The organism is Enterobacter cloacae complex sp. P27C (assembly GCF_014895705.1).
Lineage (GTDB): Bacteria > Pseudomonadota > Gammaproteobacteria > Enterobacterales > Enterobacteriaceae > Enterobacter > Enterobacter bugandensis.
This window is the reverse complement of record NZ_JADBQB010000008.1, coordinates 34,702-55,321: the sequence shown is the minus strand read 5'-3', so window position 1 is coordinate 55,321 and position 20,620 is coordinate 34,702. Positions and strand designations below refer to the sequence as shown.

Here is a 20,620-nt window from a genome sequence, read left to right as displayed (position 1 = left end):
TCCGTGATACGGCTCGTAAACCCGTCACCCACTGGCGAGAAAACCGCCAGCCGGGACTACCCTTGTTGTACACCAACAGCAAGGAGACGGTCATGACAAACAATCCTCCCTCTTCGCGTATCCAGCCCGGCGAGTATGGTTTTCCCCTCAAGCTGAAGCCCCGTTATGACAATTTTATCGGCGGCGACTGGGTGGCCCCCGTCGACGGCGAATACTATTCCAACCTGACGCCCGTTACCGGCCAGCCGCTGTGCGAGATTGCCAGCTCCGGCAAGCGGGATATCGATTTGGCGCTGGATGCGGCGCACAAAGCGAAAGATAAATGGGGCCATACCTCCGTTCAGGAGCGCGCGGCCATTTTGTTCAAAATCGCCGACCGGATGGAGCAGAACCTGGAGCTGCTGGCGACGGCGGAAACCTGGGATAACGGCAAGCCGATCCGGGAAACGATGACGGCAGACGTGCCGCTGGCTATCGACCACTTCCGCTATTTTGCCTCCTGTATTCGCGCGCAGGAGGGCGGAATAAGCGAGGTAGATAGCGACACCGTGGCGTACCACTTCCACGAGCCGCTGGGGGTCGTCGGGCAAATTATTCCGTGGAACTTCCCGCTGCTGATGGCGAGCTGGAAAATGGCGCCCGCGCTGGCCGCCGGGAATTGCATTGTGCTTAAACCGGCGCGTTTAACCCCGCTCTCTGTCCTGCTGCTGATGGAAATTGTTGCCGATCTTCTGCCGCCGGGGGTGATTAACGTGGTGAACGGCGCGGGCGGTGAGATAGGGGAATATCTGGCCACCTCAAAACGGATCGCTAAAGTAGCGTTTACCGGGTCGACGGAAGTGGGCCAGCAGATTATGCAGTACGCCACGCAAAACATTATTCCGGTGACCCTCGAGCTGGGCGGGAAGTCCCCGAACATCTTCTTCGCGGACGTGATGGAGGAAGAGGACGCTTTCTTCGACAAGGCGCTGGAAGGGTTTGCGCTGTTTGCCTTTAACCAGGGCGAAGTCTGCACCTGCCCAAGCCGCGCGCTGGTGCAGGAGTCCATCTACGAGCGCTTTATGGAACGGGCCATTCGCCGCGTCGAGTCTATCCGCAGTGGTAACCCGCTCGATAATGTTACGCAGATGGGGGCGCAGGTCTCGCATGGCCAGCTTGAGACTATCCTCAACTACATCGATATCGGCAAGAAGGAAGGGGCGGATATCCTGACCGGCGGTCGTCGTAAGGTGCTCGGCGGAGATCTGCAGGAAGGGTATTACCTTGAGCCGACGATCCTGTTCGGGCAGAACAACATGCGCGTCTTCCAGGAGGAGATTTTCGGACCGGTGCTGGCGGTGACTACCTTCAAAACGATGGAGGAGGCGCTGGAGATTGCCAACGACACGCCGTATGGCCTGGGGGCGGGAGTCTGGAGCCGTAACGGTAATCTGGCCTATAAAATGGGCAGGGGTATACAGGCCGGGCGCGTATGGACCAACTGCTACCACGCCTATCCGGCTCACGCGGCATTTGGCGGGTATAAGCAGTCGGGAATCGGGCGTGAAACGCACAAGATGATGCTGGAGCATTACCAGCAGACGAAATGTCTGCTTGTCAGCTACTCCGATAAACCGCTGGGGCTGTTCTAATCGCCCAGTTCAGGCCGTCCATGGACGGCCTGAGCAATTTGCTGGCGCAGGCAGTTGAGGACACCATCCAGAACATATTGTACGCGCCAGGGCTGATATTCGCGCTTGCGGAAGATGGCGGTCAGATCGAGCCACCACTCTTCCTGATGCGGGAAACAGGGGACCAACGTACCTTGCGTTAATTCTTTCTTCAGGCTTTCTTTCGGCGCGAACACAATGCCAAGATTATTTCTTGCCAGCTCCAGTGCCGTCTGGGTATTGTCGCAAATATAGTTTCCGGTTACCCGATAATCATGCACATCATCACTGCCATGCATGCGAAAACGCCAGATGTTGGCGTCGTCGACCAGCATGGAGTCGATCAGAATACAGGAGTGATTAATTAAATCTTCAGGTCCGGTTAAAGGATGTTTATTTAAATATTCCTGGGCTGCGAATGCAGTGACGGAATATTTTGTTAATACGCTGGCGACCAGACTTTCATCTTTCGGTTGCGCATAGGTAATTAAAATATCACAGTCATCCGGGAAGGACACACCTTCTGAATATTCGTTGCGGTCCAGGTTGTAGGTTTTCAGGGAAATGCGAATATCCCCGATGTCCTTTATCTGGTGGATCACGTGGCGCGCGAGATAGGTCACGATGCCCGTTGGGGCGTAAATCGTGACTTTTCCACGCTTTTCATGCTTATAATCGGCAATGAAATTAATAAGTTGCGTGTTTTTGTCCAGCGTGGCGTCGACATAGGGGAGCAACGCCTCACCGAATTGCGTCAGAGCGAGTTGGCGGGTGGTGCGCTCAAAAACCTTAAGCCCAACCCGCGTTTCAAAATCCGAGAGATATTTACTGACGTTGGCCTGCGCCATGCCCAGCAGGGCGGCGGCATCACCAATGCTGTGGGTGGCTGCGATGACGGAGATTATTTTTAACTCGCGTGGCTTTAGCTGTAATTTATTCATCATGCGCACCCATCTATATGGTTTTATATATAATATTATATAAACTGCAGCGTTGCACAGGCAAATTTGTAACCATTATTATTCGCCCCGCTTATTTGGCGTATAAATGGATTACTTCACATGACTATTAAATACAATTTACTGATTGCTGCCACGTTATTTGCAACCTCTTCTGCAATGGCCGGTGACTTTTCACTTGGCGCGGGGGCCGTATTTAATGAGTCTCCTTATAAAGGCTATAACGAAAATACCACCGCGGTGCCGTTAATTAGCTATGAGGGCGATCGCTTCTATGTTCGCCAGACCACGGGCGGATGGATCCTGTGGAAAGACGCAAAAAATGAACTCAGCCTGACCGCATCCTGGATGCCGCTGCATTTTGATCCGGATGATAACGACGACCACCAGATGAAGCAGCTTGATGAGCGTAAAGCCTCTGCGTTCCTCGGCGGTGCGTACTACCACCACGAAAGCTGGGGTTCTCTGAAAGTGGCGGTTTCAGGCGATGCCACGGATGAAAGCGGCGGCGTGGTGGGCGAGGTATCCTACTTCCGTCCAATCAGGATGGAGCGTTTGACCCTGACGCCTTCTGTCGGTGTTTTTTACAGCGACGAGAGCTATAACGACTACTACTACGGCGTATCCGGCAGCGAGTCACGCCGCTCAGGTCTGGATCAATACACCGCCGGCGACAGCTGGACGCCCTACGTTGGTCTGGCAGCTAAATATCAGTTAACCCAGAAGCTGTACCTCAACGCCAGCGCGGTCTACACCGTATTGCCTGATGACGTGAAGAACAGCCCGATGATCGACCGCGATGATAGCTTCGCGCTAATGACCGGCCTGACCTGGCGCTTCTGATGCGGTAAAGCCGGGCGACGGCGTTGCCTTGCCCGGCCTACGATCTTGCCTGCATTTTTATCTGCAATACAACGTATTCCTTTTTCATTTCTCGATGCTTCTTCCTGTTCCGCCAAAACACGGCTGCACTGATGTTCCTTATGCGCTAATGTGATTCGACCCGATAGTAATGGTGTGTATCATGTGTATAATCATGGAAGGACTGGGATGTGAAAAGTGCGGATGTCATTACCGTTCTGATCGGCCACGGCTGGAAATGTGTCAGAACGAAAGGAAGACATCATCAGTTTCGCCATCCCGAACAGAAAGGGCTGGTTACTGTCCCACATCCTAAGAAGGATATTAAACCGGGCACGCTCGCGCAGATATGGCGGCAGGCGGGAATTAAACACTGATATCAGGAGTAGTTATGTTTTATCCGGCTTACATTCATTCTGACACCGACGGCAGCGCCAGCGGCTTTTTTCCTGACGTTCCAGGCTGTTTTTTTGCAGGTGATTCCCTGGACGACGCTTTTCAGGATGCACGTGAGGCGCTCACCGCGCACTTCGAAGCGCTGTTTGAAATGGATGAAGCATTGCCTCTTCCGGGAAATGTCGAAGTGCACCTTGAAAATCACCCTGACGACTTCACGGGCGGGCAATGGTTGCTGGTGGATATTAATATGAAGCAGTTTGACGGCAGAGCCGAGCGTATCAACATCACGATGCCTCGACGTTTGCTGGTAAAGATTGATTCCTTTGTCAGCGAGCATCCTCAGTTCGGTAATCGAAGCGCATTTCTGGCTGAGGCAGCACGTCGCGTGCTGCCATAGCGTTAAACCTCTCCCGTGGGTGAGGGCAACAGACCGCCGCTATTCAGCCTTCATCCACCCATATCCGCATTTCCCCTTCTCCCCGGTTAGCCCAGCTAAACCAGGGAATAAAGGTCAACGTCCGGGGCTGGCGCAGTACCGGCGAGCGGTCGTACTGCCACAGCGCATCCGTTTCCTTCATGTGACACCCAATCCCTTCTGTCTGTATCAGCATCTTATGCGCGAAAATGCCTTTGCCTTCATATACCCGGAACTCGCTATCTCGGGGCAAGGAGAGGTTATGCAGGTTGGCGCCGTTATCAGCTTCTTCCAGGCAGTAAACCAGCGGCCCGCGCTGTAGCGCGACTTTACCCGCCTGCTGGCGCACCTGGGGGTTACCGTACACGCGGCGGACCGGCATCGGTAGCGTCAGGGTCAGGGTGTCGCCTTCCTGCCAGCAGCGGGAGAGGTAGAGATATCCGCGTGACACTTCACCGGTAATGGCTTCGCCATTCAGCGAAACGGCAGGCTCCGCGCACCAGTCCGGCAGCCTGAGTGCCAGCGTGTGGGTGACCGGAACCGGCGAGGTGATTTCAATCTTCACCTGCTCCTGCCACGGATAGTTACCGCTAATGCGCAGCTGTAGGGCGTTATCGCCCACCGGAATGGCGACGTCGTTCCCCACGTAAAGGTTTATCAGCAGCGCATCCGGGCGAACGGTATAAATGTAGTGCCCCAGCGAGGTCAGCACGCGGGCGATATTCGGCGGGCAGCAGGCGCAGCCGAACCAGCGCTGACGCACCGGCTTCACGTGGTCATAGATATGGTTAAAGGCCAGCGTTTTCGGATGCACTTCCAGTGGATTGACATAAAAGAAATGCTTACCGTCCAGCGCCATCCCGCCCAGCACCGTGTTGTACAGCGCGCGCTCCATCACGTCGGCGTAGTGGCCGTCTGCCTCCATCTCCAGCATCCGGCGGGCGAACATCATCAGGCCGATTGAGGCGCAGCTTTCGGCGTACACCGTATCGTTGGGCAGATCGTAATCGCTGCTGAACGCCTCCCCGCTGCTCTGCGAGCCAATCCCGCCGGTAATGTACAGCTGGCGCTGCGCCATGTTGTTCCACAAACGCAGACAGTCCTGACGTTTCCCCTCGTCGTTGCTCAGGCGCGCCAGATGCGCCATGCCCGCCATCAGATAGACGAAACGCACGGCATGGCCGATGGCCGTTTGCTGTTCCGCAAGGGGCAGATGCGCCTGGCTGTAGGCTTTGTCCTTGACCATCCACGCCGGACCATAGGTGTTCCAGTAAGATGTTTTGCCGCGCTTCTCGTATTCGCTATCGTAGAAGTGAGGCTGCGCGCCGCGTTCTTCGATAAAGTATTTCACCAGATTGAGATAACGCGGCTCCTGCGTGACGTCGTACAGCCGCATCAGCGCCAGCTCGATTTCCGGGTGACCAGGGTAACCGTGTAGCTGTGTTTCTCCCGGGCCAAACACGCTGTCGATATGGTCCGCCAGCCTGCACACCACGTCCAGCAGGCGACGTTTTCCGGTTCCCTGGAAATACGCCACGCCCGCTTCAATCATATGCCCGGCGCAGTACAGCTCGTGGCATTCGGCCAGATTCGTCCAGCGTTCCTCGGGGGCTTTTACCGTAAAGTAGGTGTTGAGGTAGCCATCTTCACACTGCGCCGCCGCGACCAGCTCAATCACCTCGTCGGCGGTTTTTTCCAGTGCTGCATCCGGCTTCTGGCACAGCGACCACGCCACGGCTTCGAGCCATTTCGCCACGTCGCTGTCCTGAAACACCATCCCGTAAAACTCCCCCTGTTCCAGCCCGGCCGCGATGCGGAAGTTAGCGATGGCGTGGCTGGGTTCGGCCTCCGCCACGCGGTCGTTAAGCGCATCCCACTGGTAAGGGATCACCACGTCACGGACCAGCCGTTGATATTGCCCGAGAAACGGATCGTTGATTTTCAGCTGGTGCAGGTCGGGTTCCATTATGGACATAGCGTTCTCCTCAGGACGGTACGTGACGCTGGCGCAGGTCGGTGGAAATGCGCGACATCATTGGGTTATTAAGCCTGCACCAGCGGATAGCGACCGCCAGCAGCAGATGGAAAAGGGCAGGCAGCAGCGTCTCCATGGCGGTGATGCCGTGCAGTGAGGCTGGCGTCTGGTTGCCCGCGCCTGGCTGATAGGCCACGGCAATAAACACCAGGCTGATAATCCCGGCGCTGGACGCCCACGCAAGCTTGATGAAAAACAGGTTGAAGGCGAAGTTCATGCCCGACGAACGCACGCCGGTTTTCCACTCGCCGTAGTCATCGGCAAAGGCCATTAGCGAGAAGTGCAGCGGCAGGGTGAAGCCCAGGATCACGCCGTTGCTTAAAATGACGATCAGCCATAGCGTCTGGTGCGCCGGACCACCCGGCAGAAACCACATGCCCACCGCAAGCGCAGCGAGCACCAGGTTGGTGTAGTAGTAGAGTTTGACGGTATCAATACGGCGCGACAGCGGGCTGACGATCACTGCGCCCAGAATAGCGGCAAAGGTCACCATGGTGAAAAACAGCGAGGTGTACGCCGTGCTGCCCTGAAGCACGTAGGTGATAAAGTACATATATCCACCGCCGCGAATGTTGAAGACGTTGATCAGCAGAAACGACATCAACAACATCAGCAGCAGCTGATCGTTTTTACGCAGGCCCGCCAGGTGCTCGCGCAGGGTGAATTTGCCCATCAGCGCCAGCGGAACGCGTTCACGAACCCAGAAGAAGCAGCACAAGAACATCACCACGGCGATAGCGCACAGCACGCCAACGCCCAGTTGATAACCCTTCGCGGCATCGCCCTGACCCAGCTCCGCTACCAGCCACGGCAGGCCAACGGAGACCAAAAAGCCCGCCACGCCGCACAGCACAAAGCGCCAGGACTGGCAGGCGATCACCTCGTTGTGGCGGGTGGTCATGGTGTTGATCAGCGCGCAGTAGGGCACGTTGATGGCGGTATAGCCCACGGATAACAGCAAATAGGTGCCGAACGCCCAGGCGATTTTCACGCCCATGCTGGCTTCCGGAACGGTGAAGGTCATTACGCCGATAATGCCTATCGGGACGGCGACCCACAGCTGCCAGGGACGAAATCGGCCCCAGCGGCTCTGCGTGCGGTCAGCAATGACGCCCATCACCGGATCGGAAATGGCGTCAAACACGCGAAGGGCAATAAACAGCGTGCCCACCAGCGCAGGGGTGAGACCAAATACATCGGTATAGAAAAAGGTCAGAAAGTTCATGATCAGGCAGGTAATTACCGTGCCGCCCGCATCGCCCAGGCCGTAGCCCATTTTCTCGCGGACGGACAGCCGGTCATCGACTTTCTGTTTTGCAGCGTCTGCGTCTGTAATCGGTGTGGAAGTCATGAAGTAACTCCTCGGAGATCGAATTTATTATCGTATTTATGCTGGGTACCTCTTTATTCTGCATCGAACGGGAAGGCCAACAAGGGAAGGGAAAAGTATAAAAAGGTGACGATTCCGACCTGATGATAAAAATGTGATTCCGATCGGACAGATATTTTAATATTGATTAATAATCAACGGGTAAGTCGAATATTAACGACAATAAAAGCGGAATGGTGAATATCCATGCTCGAATTATCCATAGCGCTTCCGGTTAAGGTTCAAAATGGCGGGCTATTTATCTCCCGCGGAGTGGGCCGCCACCCTGCGCGAAAATTAACATCGTGGGAGATTATTTTTGTCGAAAAAGGGACTTTAACGATCCAGGAAGAAAATCATGTTTTTGATGTTAATGCGGGAGAGAGTTTATTGCTCTGGCCGCAGCGTCGGCATGTGGGCGTGGAGGATTTCCCGGCGGACCTGCGCTTTTACTGGCTGCATTTTGAGGTGGAGCCGCAAGATCCAACGTTACCCAACGCTGCTCCTCTGGCAATAGAACAACACTGCCGCGTAAGGGATGCGGAATATGTGATTGCGCTCTTTCGTCAATTCCTCAGCGAGCAGGAGAAATTACGGCGTAGCATGGCGCTGGAGATGATTTTATTATTGATTTTACAGCAGGTGTCGAACTCTTCAGGATATGAAGACAGCGCAGATCAGGCCGGCGCGGCGATGGCATGGAAGGCAAAACAGCTTATTCGCACGCAGTTTCATTTACCGATATCCACCTCGCAGCTGGCAAAAGCGTTGCACTGTAATGCAGATTATCTCGGGCGCGTCTTTCGCCGGACTTTCCATTTAACCCTGACGGAGGCGATACATCGCCAGCGCGTCAGGGCGGCGGAAAAACTCCTGCTCAACGACGCTGCGTCATTAACCGAGGTCGCAGCGCGCTGCGGCTTTAACGACGTGGGATATTTCCGGCAGATATTCTCGAAGCATACCGGGTTAACCCCCGCCGTCTGGAAACGGCGGTACTGTAAGGAGCATATTAATTCCGGTTGATTACTGCCCGTAATAGGCGTTCGCCCCGTGCTTGCGCAGATAATGCTTGTCCAGCAGCGCCTGCTGCATAGCCGGTAACTGTGGTGCGAGCTGGCGTGAGAACAGGCCCATATAGGCGCACTCTTCATCAGCCGCGTGCAGGGGATCGCTCCGTAGAAATAGTCTGCGTGTGTCGTGCCCCAGGCGGGTAAATCCTGTCCCGCCTGCGACCAGATGGTGGCGTGGCGGGAATGGGTATGTACGATGCCGCCAATCTCCGGATAACGGCGATACAGTGCCAGATGGGTTGGTGTATCAGAGGAGGGTTTTTTACTGCCTTCGACCACCAGACCGGTGGCAATGTTCACCACCACCATATCCTCCGCCGTCATCACGTCGTACTCCACGCCGGACGGCTTGATGACCATCATGCCGCTTTCGCGATCTCCATTTCGTTGTCGACGTCCCGCATGAAGCAGGTTGGCGAGAAAAACCTGCTCAAGCCTCTGCGCGAAACGGCAGAGGCGATATCAAAAGAGCTGGGTTTTAACGTGCGTGAGGGGTAGCGTGTTACTGGCTGCCTTCGTGCCACGCTTTTTCAATTTCTTCGGCGAGAATTTTGACGCCCGCTTCGATTTTTGCCGGATCGGGCACGTAGTTCATGCGCATGCACTGGTGCGTGTGCGGCCATGGCTTATCCAGACCCGGGAAGAAGTAATCGCCCGGCACCATCAGCACGCCACGCTTTTTCAGTCGCTGATAGAGCAGTTCTGTAGTGATCGGCAAATCCTTAAACCACAGCCACAGGAAAATCGCTCCTTCAGGTTTGTGGATCAGGCAGCGTTCTTCCGGTAAGTAGCGGCGAAGCGTCGCAATCGTCTCCTGAACGCGCTGGTAATAGAACGGTTTGATGACTTCATTAGACAGACGCAGCAGGTCGTTGCGTTTGATCATTTCGCACATCATCGCCGGACCGATACCGCCTGGTGAAAGGCTGATAATGCCGTTCATATTGGTTATGGCGGTGATGATTTTCTCGTTGGCGATGATGATGCCGCAGCGGCTGCCCGGCAGACCCAGCTTGGAGAGGCTCATGCACAGGACAATGTTCGGGTTCCACAGCGGACGTGCTTCGCTGAAGATAATGCCCGGGAACGGTACGCCGTAGGCGTTATCGATCACCAGCGGAATGCCGTGCTGATTTGCCAGCGCATCCAGCTTCATCAGTTCGTCATCGGTGATCACGTTGCCCGTTGGGTTCGTTGGGCGCGATACGCAGATCATCCCCGTCTCTTCGCCAATATGCAGGTGTTCAAAATCGACGTGATACTTGAACTGGCCTTCCGGCAGCAGCTCAATGTTCGGACGCGCGGAGACGAACAGATCCTCTTCCAGGCCGGAATCGGCGTAGCCGATATACTCCGGCGCCAGCGGGAACAGCACTTTTTTGGTGGTGCCGTCGGCGCGACGCCCTGCGAACAGGTTAAACAAGTAGAAAAACGCGCTCTGGCTGCCGTTTGTTAGTGCAATATTCTGTGGTTCGATATCCCAGCCCAGCTCTTCACGCAGCATTTTGGCAAGGAGAGTCAGTAGCTCGGTTTTACCCTGCGGACCGTCGTAATTGCAGAGCGCATCGGTCGCTTTGCCGTTTTCCAGCATCTGCGCGAGCAGCGTCTGGAAATAGGTTGTCATCTCCGGAATTTGCGCCGGGTTTCCGCCGCCGAGCATGATGGCACCCGGTGTGCGCAGCCCGTCGTTGAGGTCCTCCATCAGGCGAGTAATGCCTGAATGGCGGGTGAATTTGTCGCCAAAAAGTGAAAACGTCATAGCAGGTGTTCTATCGAGCTTATTTTGAAAGTGGGTAACCATAACGCTAGCACTGTGCTGGTGCAAATCGGGAGATGTGGTCGGATTTGTTGTTTTGTAGGGCGGGGTGGGATTTTTGTAGTGAATAGTTCTGGTGGGTTTTACCCCTCACCCCGGCTCACTCCCCATGCGGGGAGAGGGCCAGGGTGAGGGGGGATAATTATTGATTACCCGCCCATACCACTATCACCTTATCGCCCTTGTGCTCGCGCACGAAGCCGTACCCCTCTTTCAGCGACAGCGTGGTTTGTCTGCCTTCACCGATCGCCGGATGGCGGGCGCGGAACTGGCCCAGCGTTTGCCAGTGGGCGACGGTTAAGGCCTGCTTGCCCCTCACGTCCTGCCAGTTCATATCCGAGCGTGTACCCTGCAGCGGGTCAGACCCCGTCGGGCCAAACGGACGCTCGGATTCATCACCGTAATAGATTTGTACGCTGCCCGGTGCCAGCAGGAGCAGCTCCGCAGCGCGCTGGCCTCCTTCGCGGAACAGGCGTGTATCATGGGAGGAGAGATAGCTCAGCACGTTGAAGCTTTGCAGCTTTTCCGCCATCTGCTGCCAGGTCAGATCCATATCGGCCAGGCAATCCACCGCTTTTGCCGCCTGCTCCTGATAATCAAAGTTGATCATCGCGTCGAAACCGTGGCGGTAATAGTCGCTTTGCATCACTCCGTGACCCCAGGACTCGCCGGTCATCCAGAACGGTGCGTTATCGAGCTTTTTGTCCGGGTTGGCCCCTTTCCACGCGGCCAGCGCCTGACTAGCCTGGTCCTTTAACTGTTGCCAGGCCGCAAGCTCGACGTGCTTCGCGGTATCCACCCGGAAACCGTCGATGCCGTAGTCGCGCACCCACTGGCTGAGCCAGTGGGTGAGATAGTCGCGCGGGGTATATCCCGGGATGGCTTTCGCGTGGGTATCGGGCTTGTGTTGGTAGAAATTGGGTAGCCCGGAAGGGGCGGTGGATTCCGTTTTCAGATCCGGTAGGAACGCCAGCGACATGGTTAAATCGTCGAAGCCGGGGTTGTCGTAATCACCGATGTCGGTGCGGATCCATTTTTTGCCCCACCATTTTTCCCATGCGGCTTTATCGCTAAAGTTGATGTAATCGTTGAAGCTATGCCAGCTTTGGCCCGCGCCCGGCTTCCAGTCCGTCCAGCGGTCGCCCAGGGTCTTTTTCAGCTCATCACCCTGCAGATACAGCGCGCCAAACTGGTACTCCTGCATGTCCGCAAGCGTCGCGTAGCCCGCGTGGTTCATGACGATATCGAACAGGATGCGAATGCCGCGCCTGTGCGCTTCATCAACAAGATGGCGCAGATCATCCTCGGTGCCCATGTTGGCATCGAGCTTCGTCCAGTCCTGGGTGTAGTAGCCGTGATAGGCATAGTGTGGGAAGTCCCCTTTGGTGCCACCGCCTACCCAGCCGTGGATCTGCTCAAGCGGGGAACTTATCCAGAGCGCGTTCACCCCCAGCTGCTGTAAATAGTCGAGCCTGCTGGCGAGCCCTTTGAGATCGCCACCGTGGAAGGTGCCAATTTCCTGCATGCCGTCTTTGTGACGACCGTAGCTGTTGTCGTTGCCCGGGTCGCCATTCACAAAGCGGTCGGTTAGCACAAAATAGACGGTGGCGTTTTGCCAGCTAAACGGCGCTGGTTTGTCGGTTTCGGCGCGCTCAAGCAGCAGCAGGCCACCACTGCTGGCGGCTGGCTGCAGGGTTATGTTTCCGTTCTGCACCGTCGCGGTCTGTTTGCTGTAGAAATCACGCACCACGGTGCCTTCCGGGAAGGTATGGCTGACGTCCAGCGTCAGCGGTTTACCGTCCCACTTCGGGCACTGGCGGATAACGCTTGCAACCGGCTGTTCTGCGGTGCTCTGAATTGTCAGCAACAGAGTGGGCGTGCCGGATCGGGTATCAATCCGCATCTGGTATTCACCGTCGCGGAAAAGGCGCCACTGCGGCGGAGACCCGTCGCAGGGCTTGAGCGACAGCATCTCATTGAGTTTTATCGCCTCCGAAGGCTGCCAGCACGTCTTGTCAAAACCCAGCGTCAGAGGACGCGTACCCTTCGTAAGCTTTGCCTGGCTGGTGAAAACCCCGGTGCCTTCGGCGCGAAATGCGTTAAACCCCGGCGATGACCAGTCGGCATGTGCCAGAGCGGGTAACATCAGAAAAGCTAATGCGGTGCGTTTCATTCCATTTTCCTGTCGCGGCATTTTTGACCAGTGTGCCATCAGGTTGTGGTTAAAAACTCATCCCCCATCGCTTTCTGTCGGGAGGATCTGTGAGGATGAATGATCCCGCGCGAAATGAGACAGTTATCTGCGATATCGCACACATTTTTTCAGGAATGATGTTTTTATGAGCAAGTTTCAGGTGACATAGTTTCGGATTTGGACTATTTCTATACGTGCTCTTGAAGTCTATTTTTGATATGATTTGAGATTCCGCTCTCAAATTTGTGAAAAAAATAAGGTGTTGGGATGATTACATCCGACCAGGAGACCTAATGATATCGACTCCCATTCGACGATATGGGGCCGCGATACTCATGTTACTCACCACGACATTTTCGGGTGGGGTGCTTGCGAAGACGCACACGGATACAACGAGTAAGAAAGCCCACGTAATAAAGACGACAAGTAGTAAGGTTAGCAGTAAACAAGAGTATTCTCGCAATAGTGCAAAGAGTAGTTCACTTCCTGATTTGCGAAAATACCCTTCCGGAACACCAAGAAAAAAAGCGTTTCTCCGGACGGTAATGCCTTACATAACAAGTCAAAATGCCGCGATTACGGCGGATCGTAACTGGTTAATTTCAAAACAGTACGATAGCCGCTGGTCGCCGTCTGAACGCGCGCGTCTGAAAGACATCACGAAGCGCTACAAACTGAGCTGGAACGGTAACACGCGTCGCGTACCGTGGAATGCTCTCCTTGAGCGTGTGGACATTATCCCAGGCAGCATGGTAGCGACCATGGCAGCAGCCGAAAGCGGCTGGGGAACGTCTAAGCTGGCGCGTAATAACAACAACCTGTTCGGCATGAAATGTGCGAAAGGGCGTTGTAATAATGCGCCCGGCAAAGTGAAGGGCTATTCTCAGTTTGAATCAGTAAAAGATTCCGTGAATGCTTACGCGGTGAATCTTAATACGCACCCGGCCTACTCATCGTTCCGTAAATCACGCGCTCAGCTGCGTAAAGCGGATCAGGAAGTAACGGCCAGCGCAATGATTCACAAGCTAAAAGGTTATTCGACGAAGGGAAATAGCTATAACAACTATCTGTTCGCTATGTACCAGGATAACCAGCGCTTAATTGCCGCCCATATGTAATCTCAAAAAACGCCTTCCACTGGAAGGCGTTTCCTTTTCTATATCAGCACCTCGCTGTGGCGATCCCGGTACTCTTTCGGCGTGGTGTCATACTCTTTGCGAAACACTGAATAGAAATACTGCAGCGACGGATAGCCGCACATCTGCGAGATTTCGTTGATCGACAGTGACGTAGAGACAAGCAGGCTGCGGGCCTTCTCCAGCTTCTCCGCATGAATGACGGCATGAATGGTTTCGCCCACTTCTTCTTTGAATCGCTTCTCCAGATTCGAGCGGGAAATGCCCACCGAGTCCAGGACCTGATCGACCTTAATCCCTTTGCAGGCGTGGTTGCGGATATAGTGCATGGCCTGAATGACGGCCGGGTCGCTTAGGGAGCGATAATCGGTTGAGCGACGCTCAACGACGCGGACGGGGGGAACCAGCAGGCGCTGAAGCGGCAGAGCCTCTTTATCCAGCAGACGGTGCAACAGCTTTGCCGCCTGATAGCCCATCTGACGTGTGCCCTGTGCTACGGAGGAGAGCGCCACGCGGGACAGGTAGCGGGTCAGTTCTTCGTTATCAATGCCAATCACGCACAGTTTTTCGGGCACCGGGATATGCAAATGTTCGCAGACCTGCAGCACGTGTCGGGCCCGGGCGTCCGTAACGGCAATAATACCGGTTTGCGGTGGCAGCGTTTGCAGCCAGTCCGCCAGGCGGTTTTGCGCGTGCTGCCAGTTTTCCGGTGCGGTTTCCAGCCCCTGATAGACCACGCCGCGGTACTTCTCCTGTGCGACCAGCTGGCAAAACGCATGTTCACGCTCCACGGCCCAGCGCTTGCCGCTGGTGGCGGGTAAACCATAAAACGCGAAGCGATGGACGCCTTTATCCTTTAAATGGAGAAAGGCGGCCTCGACCAGGGCATGATTATCGGTGGCGATGTAGTGGACCGGCGGATAGTGTTCGGGTGAATGATACGAGCCGCCGACGCCCACAATCGGCACGTCGACGTCGGTCAGCAACTGCTCGATGATGGGATCGTCATAGTCGGCGATAACGCCATCACCCAGCCAGTCTTTGATGTTCTCCAGACGGGTGCGGAAATCTTCTTCAATAAAAATATCCCATTCGGATTGCGACGCCTGCAAATATTCACCCACGCCTTCTACCACCTGACGGTCGTAGGCTTTGTTGGCATTGAATAACAACGTAATGCGGTGACGCTTTTCAAACATGGCTCGCTTCCCAATTAAGTCACAATGCGGTTATCAGGCTCGTCGCTTGGTGGCAGAGTCCATCCAGACTGCCAGTAAAAGAATGGCCCCCTTGACGATATACTGCCAAAACGTCGGGACGTCCATCATACTCATCCCGTTATCCAACGACGCCATGATAAATGCCCCCATGACCGCGCCCGCCACGCTACCGATACCGCCTGCGAGGCTGGTGCCACCGATGACGCAGGCAGCGATAGCATCCAGCTCGGCGATGTTACCGGCGGAAGGAGAGCCTGCCCCCAGACGCGAGCTGAGGATCAACCCGGCGATAGCGACCATCAGGCCGTTAATGGCGAAAACCGCCAGCTTGGTACGTTCGACGTTAATACCCGACAGGCGAGCAGCTTCAAGGTTGCCGCCGATGGCATAAATACGACGTCCAAACGCGGTGCGCGTCGCCATAAACATGCCGCCGAGCAGTAACAGCGCCAGCAGCAGTACCGGCGTCGGAACGCCGCGATAGTCGTTAAGAAGCCAGATGGCGCCCAGCACAATGACCGCCGTCAGCGCCTGACGTCCGACCACGGACGTTGACGCTGGCGACGCAAGACCCAGCGCCTGACGGCGCATACGTCCACGCCACTGCCACGCGACAAACGCCAGCAGTCCCACCACGCCGATCGTAAAGCCTATGCTGTCCGAGAGGTAACTCTGGCCAATTTGCGACATCGCCGCGCTGGTCGGGGAGACGGTCGTGCCGTTGGTGATACCGATCAAGATCCCGCGGAAGGCCAGCATTCCCGCCAGGGTGACGATAAACGATGGCACCTTCCGATAGGCAACCCACCAGCCGTTCCAGGCCCCTAAAACCAGCCCCAGTACCAGCGTCACCGCCACGGTCAGCGGCAGCGGCCAGCCGAGCCAGACGTCAAAAATGGCCGCCACGCCACCGAGAAGACCCATCATCGACCCGACCGACAGGTCGATTTCCGCAGAGATGATCACGAACACCATGCCCACGGCCAGGATGCCGGTGATGGCGGTCTGGCGGAGCAGGTTTGAGACGTTACGCGCGCTTAAGTACGAGCCATCCGTCATCCACGTGAAGAACAGCATGATGACGATAATCGCCGCGATCATCACGAAAACCTGCAGGTTCAGCGCTTTTAGCCCCGCGAACGCGCCGGGCGTCGGAACAGCGACTTTGATATCAGACGGATTGCTTTTCGACATGACGTTCGCTCCTTAAAGCGGCTTCCATCACCTGCTCCTGCGTCAGGTTCTGGTTAATCAGGTTGGCTTTCAGTTTCCCCTCGTGCATGACCAGCACGCGGTCGCTCAGGCCGAGCACTTCGGGTAACTCAGACGAGATGACAATGACGGCAATCCCTTGCTGTACAAGCTGATTAATCAGTTTGTAGATTTCGTATTTGGCACCGATATCGATCCCGCGCGTCGGCTCATCAAGGATTAATATGCGTGGATTGAGGAGCAGACAGCGCGCCAGAATCGCCTTCTGCTGGTTACCACCGCTCAGTCGGCCAATCGCCAGTTCCGGCGAGGAGGTTTTGACCTTCAGCCGGGCAAGTGACTGAAGGATGCACTGCTGCTCGGCGGCATCATCCAGGCTGCTCAGCGCGCCGGAGAACCGATCGAGTGCCGCAAGGGTGATGTTTTTACCCACCGCCATGACCGGTACGATGCCGTCTTTTTTGCGGTCTTCCGGCACCATGGCAATGCCGCGGTCAATCGCCTGCTGGCAGTTGTCGATTCTCACGGGCTGGCCGTCTATATATATCGTGCCCTCCCAGCGCCCTGGCCACACGCCAAACAGGCACTGCACGGCTTCGGTGCGCCCGGCACCGACGAGCCCAGCAATCCCAAGAATTTCGCCGCTGTGAAGGGAAAACGAAACGTTATTGACCCGCTTAATGTGGCTGTTAACGGGGTGCCACGCGGTCAGGTTTTCCACGCGCAGCACTTCATCGCCCTGACTGTGGGGCTCATTCGGGTAGAGCGCGGTCAGCTCGCGGCCCACCATCATGGTGATGATGTCATCTTCACTCATGCCCGCAGCTTCACGCGTGCCGATGTGTTGCCCGTCGCGGATCACGCAGATGGTGTCCGAAATGGCTTTTACCTCGTTCAGCTTGTGCGAAATGTAGATGCAGGCGATGCCGTGGTTTTGCAGATCGCGGATGATATTGAGCAGAACCGCAGTTTCCTGTTCGGTGAGCGACGCCGTTGGCTCATCGAGGATCAGCAGCCTGACCTGTTTATTCAGCGCCTTCGCAATTTCGACCAGTTGCTGTTGCCCCAGACCCAGGTCGCCCACGCGGGTATCCGGTGAAATGTTGAGGCTCACCTGCGCCAGCAGCTTTTCACAGCGGAGCGTCATGGTGTCGTAATCCAGCACGCCGTGGCGGGAAATCTCGGCTCCGAGGAAGATGTTCTCCAGCACGGTGAGATGTTTCACCAGCGCCAGCTCCTGGTGGATGATGGCGATGCCTTTACGTTCGGTGTCGCGAATGTGCGTCGCCTGGATGACTTCACCGGCAAAGACAATTTCGCCTTCGTAACTGCCGTGCGGGTAGATCCCACACAGGACTTTCATCAGCGTTGATTTGCCCGAACCGTTCTCGCCACACAGCGAAACCACTTCGCCAGGGTTCAACCGGAGACTGACGTTGTCGACGGCTTTCACCGCGCCGAAGCGCTTGGTGATGCTTTTCATTTCAAGTAAATAAGGCATAACTGCTCCACATAACCCGAGGGAAGAACAGTACAACGTCATGCGCCCCCGCAGAGCAGGGGCAGCGCCGGATTACAGTTCGCTCTTCTTGTGGAAACCGTCTTTAATAACGGTGGCGTCAATGTTCTCTTTATTGACTTCAATTGGCGTGAGCAGGCGAGCCGGAACGTCTTTCAGGCCGTTATTGAGCGTTGCATCTGCTTTAGGTTGCTTACCGTTGCCCAGCTCAACGGCAATTTCCGCCGCCGTATTGGCAAGTTCGGTAATCGGTTTGTAGACCGTCATGGTCTGAGTTCCTGCAATAATGCGTTTTACGCCCGCCAGGTCGGCATCCTGACCAGAAATCGCGACTTTACCGGCCAGTCCCTGGGCACTCAGAGCCTGAATAGCCCCGCCTGCTGTGGCATCGTTGGAGGCCACGACAGCATCAATTTTGTTGTTATTGGCCGTCAGCGCATTTTCCATAATCTTCAGGGCATTTTCTGGTAACCATCCGTCGGCCCACTGATCGCCGACCACCTTAATTTTGCCGCTGTCGATGTACGGCTTAAGGACCTTCATTTGCCCTTCGCGGAACAGTTTGGCGTTGTTATCCACCGGCGAACCGCCCATCAGGAAATAATTGCCTTGAGGCACTTTGTCGATCAGGCTTTGCGCCTGTAATTCGCCCACCTTTTCATTGTCGAAGGAAATATAATAATCAATATCGGCGTTATTAATCATGCGGTCATAAGCGAGAACTTTTATGCCTTCCTGCTTCGCTTCTTTCACCACGTTACTTAATACCTGGCCGTTATAAGGGATAATGACCAGAACATCGACTCCCCGGTTGATCATATTCTCGATCTGCGACATTTGCGTTTCTTCATTGCCGTTAGCCGACTGAACAAACACATTCGCACCGAGTGATTCCGCTTTTTTCACAAAAATATCGCGATCTTTTTGCCAGCGCTCCAGACGCAGGTCATCAATCGCCATGCCAATTTTGACCTCCTTGGCATGCCCTGCAAAGCTTACAAGGAGGAGCGTAGTGCAGAGTGTTAGGGTCAGGTTCTTTATCTTCATAATTATTAGGCCTTTTTGTAGGGGTATGTGTTGCTGAGATAAAAGAAACATTCACTGCTGGGTCGCAGCAAATTTTTAACGCGGAAAGGCGGGCTGGCAATTACAGATTTTTATCTTCTCATTACGATATTTGGTTTATTTCTGAATTTATGACCGCGATCGGATTTTAAAATTCGTAACGCCTTAATTACATTTGATTCTGGAATGCGCGCCGAAAAATAGTTTGTCTGCGCATTATTTTGCGAGCCAGCGCACAGTTGTGCATTCTCTCAATAGCAGTGTGAAATAACGTAATTGAGCAACCCAAAATGTCTATTCACTATTACTCCTGAATCAACGACTCGCCGCATACCCTGATTATGGAGCTCAATATGCAAGCTTATTTCGACCAACTCGATCGCGTTCGTTACGAAGGCCCAAAAACGACCAATCCTTTAGCATTTCGTCACTACAATCCGGATGAGCTGGTGCTGGGTAAGCGCATGGAAGATCATCTGCGCTTTGCCGCCTGTTACTGGCATACCTTCTGCTGGAACGGCGCCGATATGTTCGGCGTGGGTTCCTTTGACCGTCCGTGGCAACAGCCGGGTGAGGCCATCGAGCTGGCGAAACGCAAAGCCGACGTGGCGTTTGAGTTCTTCCACAAGCTGAACGTGCCGTTCTACTGCTTCCATGATGTTGACGTATCGCCGGAAGGGGCGTCGCTGAAAGAGTACCTGAACAATTTTGCGCAGATGGTGGACGTGCTGGCAGAAAAACAGCAGCAAAGCGGCGTGAAGCTGCTCTGGGGTACGGCAAACTGCTTCACCAACCCACGCTACGGTGCGGGTGCGGCCACCAACCCGGATCCGGAAGTGTTTAGCTGGGCGGCTACGCAGGTGGTGACGGCAATGAACGCTACGCATCAGCTGGGCGGCGAAAACTATGTCCTGTGGGGCGGCCGAGAAGGCTATGAAACCCTGCTCAATACCGACCTGCGCCAGGAGCGCGAGCAGATTGGCCGTTTTATGCAGATGGTTGTCGACCATAAGCACAAAATCGGCTTCCGCGGCACGCTGCTGATCGAGCCTAAACCGCAGGAACCAACCAAGCATCAGTACGACTATGATGTCGCCACCGTGTATGGCTTCCTGAAGCAGTTTGGTCTGGAAAAAGAGATCAAAGTGAATATTGAGGCTAACCACGCTACCCTGGCGGGCCACTCATTCCATCACGAAATTGCCTCTGCGATTGCGCTGGGCATCTTCGGATCGGTAGATGCGAACCGCGGCGATCCGCAGCTGGGCTGGGATACCGACCAGTTCCCGAACAGCGTGGAAGAGAATGCGCTGGTGATGTACGAGATCGTCAAAGCGGGCGGTTTCACCACCGGCGGCCTTAACTTTGACGCCAAGGTGCGTCGCCAGAGCACCGACAAATACGATCTGTTCTACGGCCACATTGGCGCGATGGACACCATGGCGCTGGCGCTGAAAGTGGCGGCGCGTATGATTGAAGACGGCGAGCTGGATAAGCGCGTGGCGAAGCGCTACAGCGGCTGGAACAGTGAGCTGGGCCAGCAAATTTTGAAGGGTCAGTTATCGCTTGCGGACATCGCGAAGTACGCTGAACAACAGCAGCTGGCGCCGCAGCACCAGAGCGGGCATCAGGAATTGCTGGAAAACCTGGTTAATCACTACCTGTTCGATAAATAACAGCATCCAGGCCCGGTAAGCG

At 55.2% G+C, this 20,620-nt stretch carries 16 protein-coding genes and 2 pseudogenes; 8 read left to right on the top strand and 10 right to left on the bottom strand.

Annotated features, from left to right (window positions below; all coding sequences use genetic code 11):
• Positions 1–92: 92 nt before the first annotated feature.
• Positions 93–1,631 carry an aldehyde dehydrogenase AldB gene (gene aldB, locus IM291_RS16960; protein ID WP_192987360.1) on the top strand — a complete coding sequence of 513 codons (1,539 nt, stop codon included), beginning with the start codon at positions 93–95 and terminating at the stop codon, positions 1,629–1,631.
• Here aldB and IM291_RS16955 read toward each other — a convergent pair.
• On the bottom strand, positions 1,628–2,593 hold the full coding sequence (locus tag IM291_RS16955; protein ID WP_192987358.1) for a LysR family transcriptional regulator: 966 nt from the start codon (positions 2,591–2,593) through the stop codon (positions 1,628–1,630). The two genes, aldB and IM291_RS16955, sit on opposite strands and share 4 nt — an antisense overlap.
• A 117-nt stretch (positions 2,594–2,710) precedes the next feature.
• Here IM291_RS16955 and IM291_RS16950 point away from each other — a divergent pair, with 117 nt between their 5' ends.
• The 3 genes from IM291_RS16950 to IM291_RS16940 all read left to right on the top strand — a co-directional run bounded on the left by IM291_RS16950 (position 2,711) and on the right by IM291_RS16940 (position 4,265).
• A complete protein-coding gene (locus IM291_RS16950) occupies positions 2,711–3,451 on the top strand; it encodes a MipA/OmpV family protein (RefSeq protein ID WP_059357122.1) in 741 nt (246 codons plus the stop codon).
• Positions 3,452–3,660: 209 nt separating this feature from the next.
• Complete coding sequence (locus tag IM291_RS16945; protein ID WP_192987356.1) at positions 3,661–3,846, top strand: type II toxin-antitoxin system HicA family toxin; 186 nt, start codon at positions 3,661–3,663, stop codon at positions 3,844–3,846.
• A gap of 14 nt (positions 3,847–3,860) precedes the next feature.
• The gene (locus IM291_RS16940; protein WP_045260040.1) at positions 3,861–4,265 is read left to right on the top strand and encodes a type II toxin-antitoxin system HicB family antitoxin; all 405 of its coding nucleotides are present in this window, start codon (positions 3,861–3,863) and stop codon (positions 4,263–4,265) included.
• Between the two features lie 43 nt (positions 4,266–4,308).
• On the opposite strand, the gene IM291_RS16935 is transcribed toward IM291_RS16940, so the two are convergent.
• Both IM291_RS16935 and IM291_RS16930 read right to left on the bottom strand, forming a co-directional pair.
• Positions 4,309–6,258, bottom strand: coding sequence for a glycoside hydrolase family 127 protein (locus IM291_RS16935; protein ID WP_192987354.1), 1,950 nt, complete (start codon positions 6,256–6,258; stop codon positions 4,309–4,311).
• A gap of 10 nt (positions 6,259–6,268) precedes the next feature.
• Entirely contained in the window at positions 6,269–7,669 is a 1,401-nt protein-coding gene (locus IM291_RS16930; RefSeq protein ID WP_062935829.1) for an MFS transporter, read from the bottom strand.
• 225 nt (positions 7,670–7,894) lie between these two features.
• On the opposite strand from IM291_RS16930, the gene IM291_RS16925 reads away from it, so the two are divergent.
• Entirely contained in the window at positions 7,895–8,713 is an 819-nt protein-coding gene (locus tag IM291_RS16925; RefSeq protein ID WP_126300642.1) for an AraC family transcriptional regulator, read from the top strand.
• Here IM291_RS16925 and IM291_RS16920 read toward each other — a convergent pair.
• Positions 8,714–9,138, bottom strand: a pseudogene (locus IM291_RS16920) (class II aldolase/adducin family protein); the annotation flags it as partial. It abuts the gene before it with no gap.
• On the opposite strand from IM291_RS16920, the pseudogene IM291_RS16915 reads away from it, so the two are divergent.
• Positions 9,118–9,258: pseudogene (locus IM291_RS16915) on the top strand (IclR family transcriptional regulator C-terminal domain-containing protein); the annotation flags it as partial. The pseudogenes IM291_RS16920 and IM291_RS16915 overlap by 21 nt on opposite strands.
• Before the next feature lie 4 nt (positions 9,259–9,262).
• Here IM291_RS16915 and avtA read toward each other — a convergent pair.
• Together avtA and IM291_RS16905 are read right to left on the bottom strand one after the other, a co-directional pair.
• A complete protein-coding gene (avtA, locus tag IM291_RS16910; protein ID WP_126327133.1) occupies positions 9,263–10,519 on the bottom strand; it encodes a valine--pyruvate transaminase in 1,257 nt (418 codons plus the stop codon).
• A 199-nt stretch (positions 10,520–10,718) separates the two neighbouring features.
• Complete coding sequence (locus IM291_RS16905) at positions 10,719–12,749, bottom strand: alpha-amylase (RefSeq protein ID WP_192987352.1); 2,031 nt, start codon at positions 12,747–12,749, stop codon at positions 10,719–10,721.
• A gap of 314 nt (positions 12,750–13,063) precedes the next feature.
• Here IM291_RS16905 and IM291_RS16900 point away from each other — a divergent pair, with 314 nt between their 5' ends.
• A complete protein-coding gene (locus tag IM291_RS16900; protein ID WP_045630274.1) occupies positions 13,064–13,888 on the top strand; it encodes a protein bax in 825 nt (274 codons plus the stop codon).
• A gap of 38 nt (positions 13,889–13,926) precedes the next feature.
• Here IM291_RS16900 and xylR read toward each other — a convergent pair whose 3' ends face one another.
• From xylR to xylF, 4 genes are all read right to left on the bottom strand, one after another.
• Complete coding sequence (gene xylR, locus IM291_RS16895) at positions 13,927–15,105, bottom strand: D-xylose utilization transcriptional activator XylR (protein ID WP_192987350.1); 1,179 nt, start codon at positions 15,103–15,105, stop codon at positions 13,927–13,929.
• Between the two features lie 33 nt (positions 15,106–15,138).
• Positions 15,139–16,320, bottom strand: coding sequence for a xylose ABC transporter permease XylH (xylH, locus tag IM291_RS16890; RefSeq protein WP_041911621.1), 1,182 nt, complete (start codon positions 16,318–16,320; stop codon positions 15,139–15,141).
• Positions 16,298–17,839 carry a xylose ABC transporter ATP-binding protein gene (locus IM291_RS16885; RefSeq protein WP_192971805.1) on the bottom strand — a complete coding sequence of 514 codons (1,542 nt, stop codon included), beginning with the start codon at positions 17,837–17,839 and terminating at the stop codon, positions 16,298–16,300. Before IM291_RS16885 ends, xylH begins: the two co-directional genes overlap by 23 nt.
• A gap of 72 nt (positions 17,840–17,911) precedes the next feature.
• Entirely contained in the window at positions 17,912–18,904 is a 993-nt protein-coding gene (gene xylF / locus IM291_RS16880) for a D-xylose ABC transporter substrate-binding protein (protein WP_041911619.1), read from the bottom strand.
• A 371-nt stretch (positions 18,905–19,275) separates the two neighbouring features.
• Between xylF and xylA the strand changes: the two genes are divergently transcribed.
• Entirely contained in the window at positions 19,276–20,598 is a 1,323-nt protein-coding gene (xylA, locus tag IM291_RS16875) for a xylose isomerase (RefSeq protein ID WP_127334651.1), read from the top strand.
• Positions 20,599–20,620: the final 22 nt, after the last annotated feature.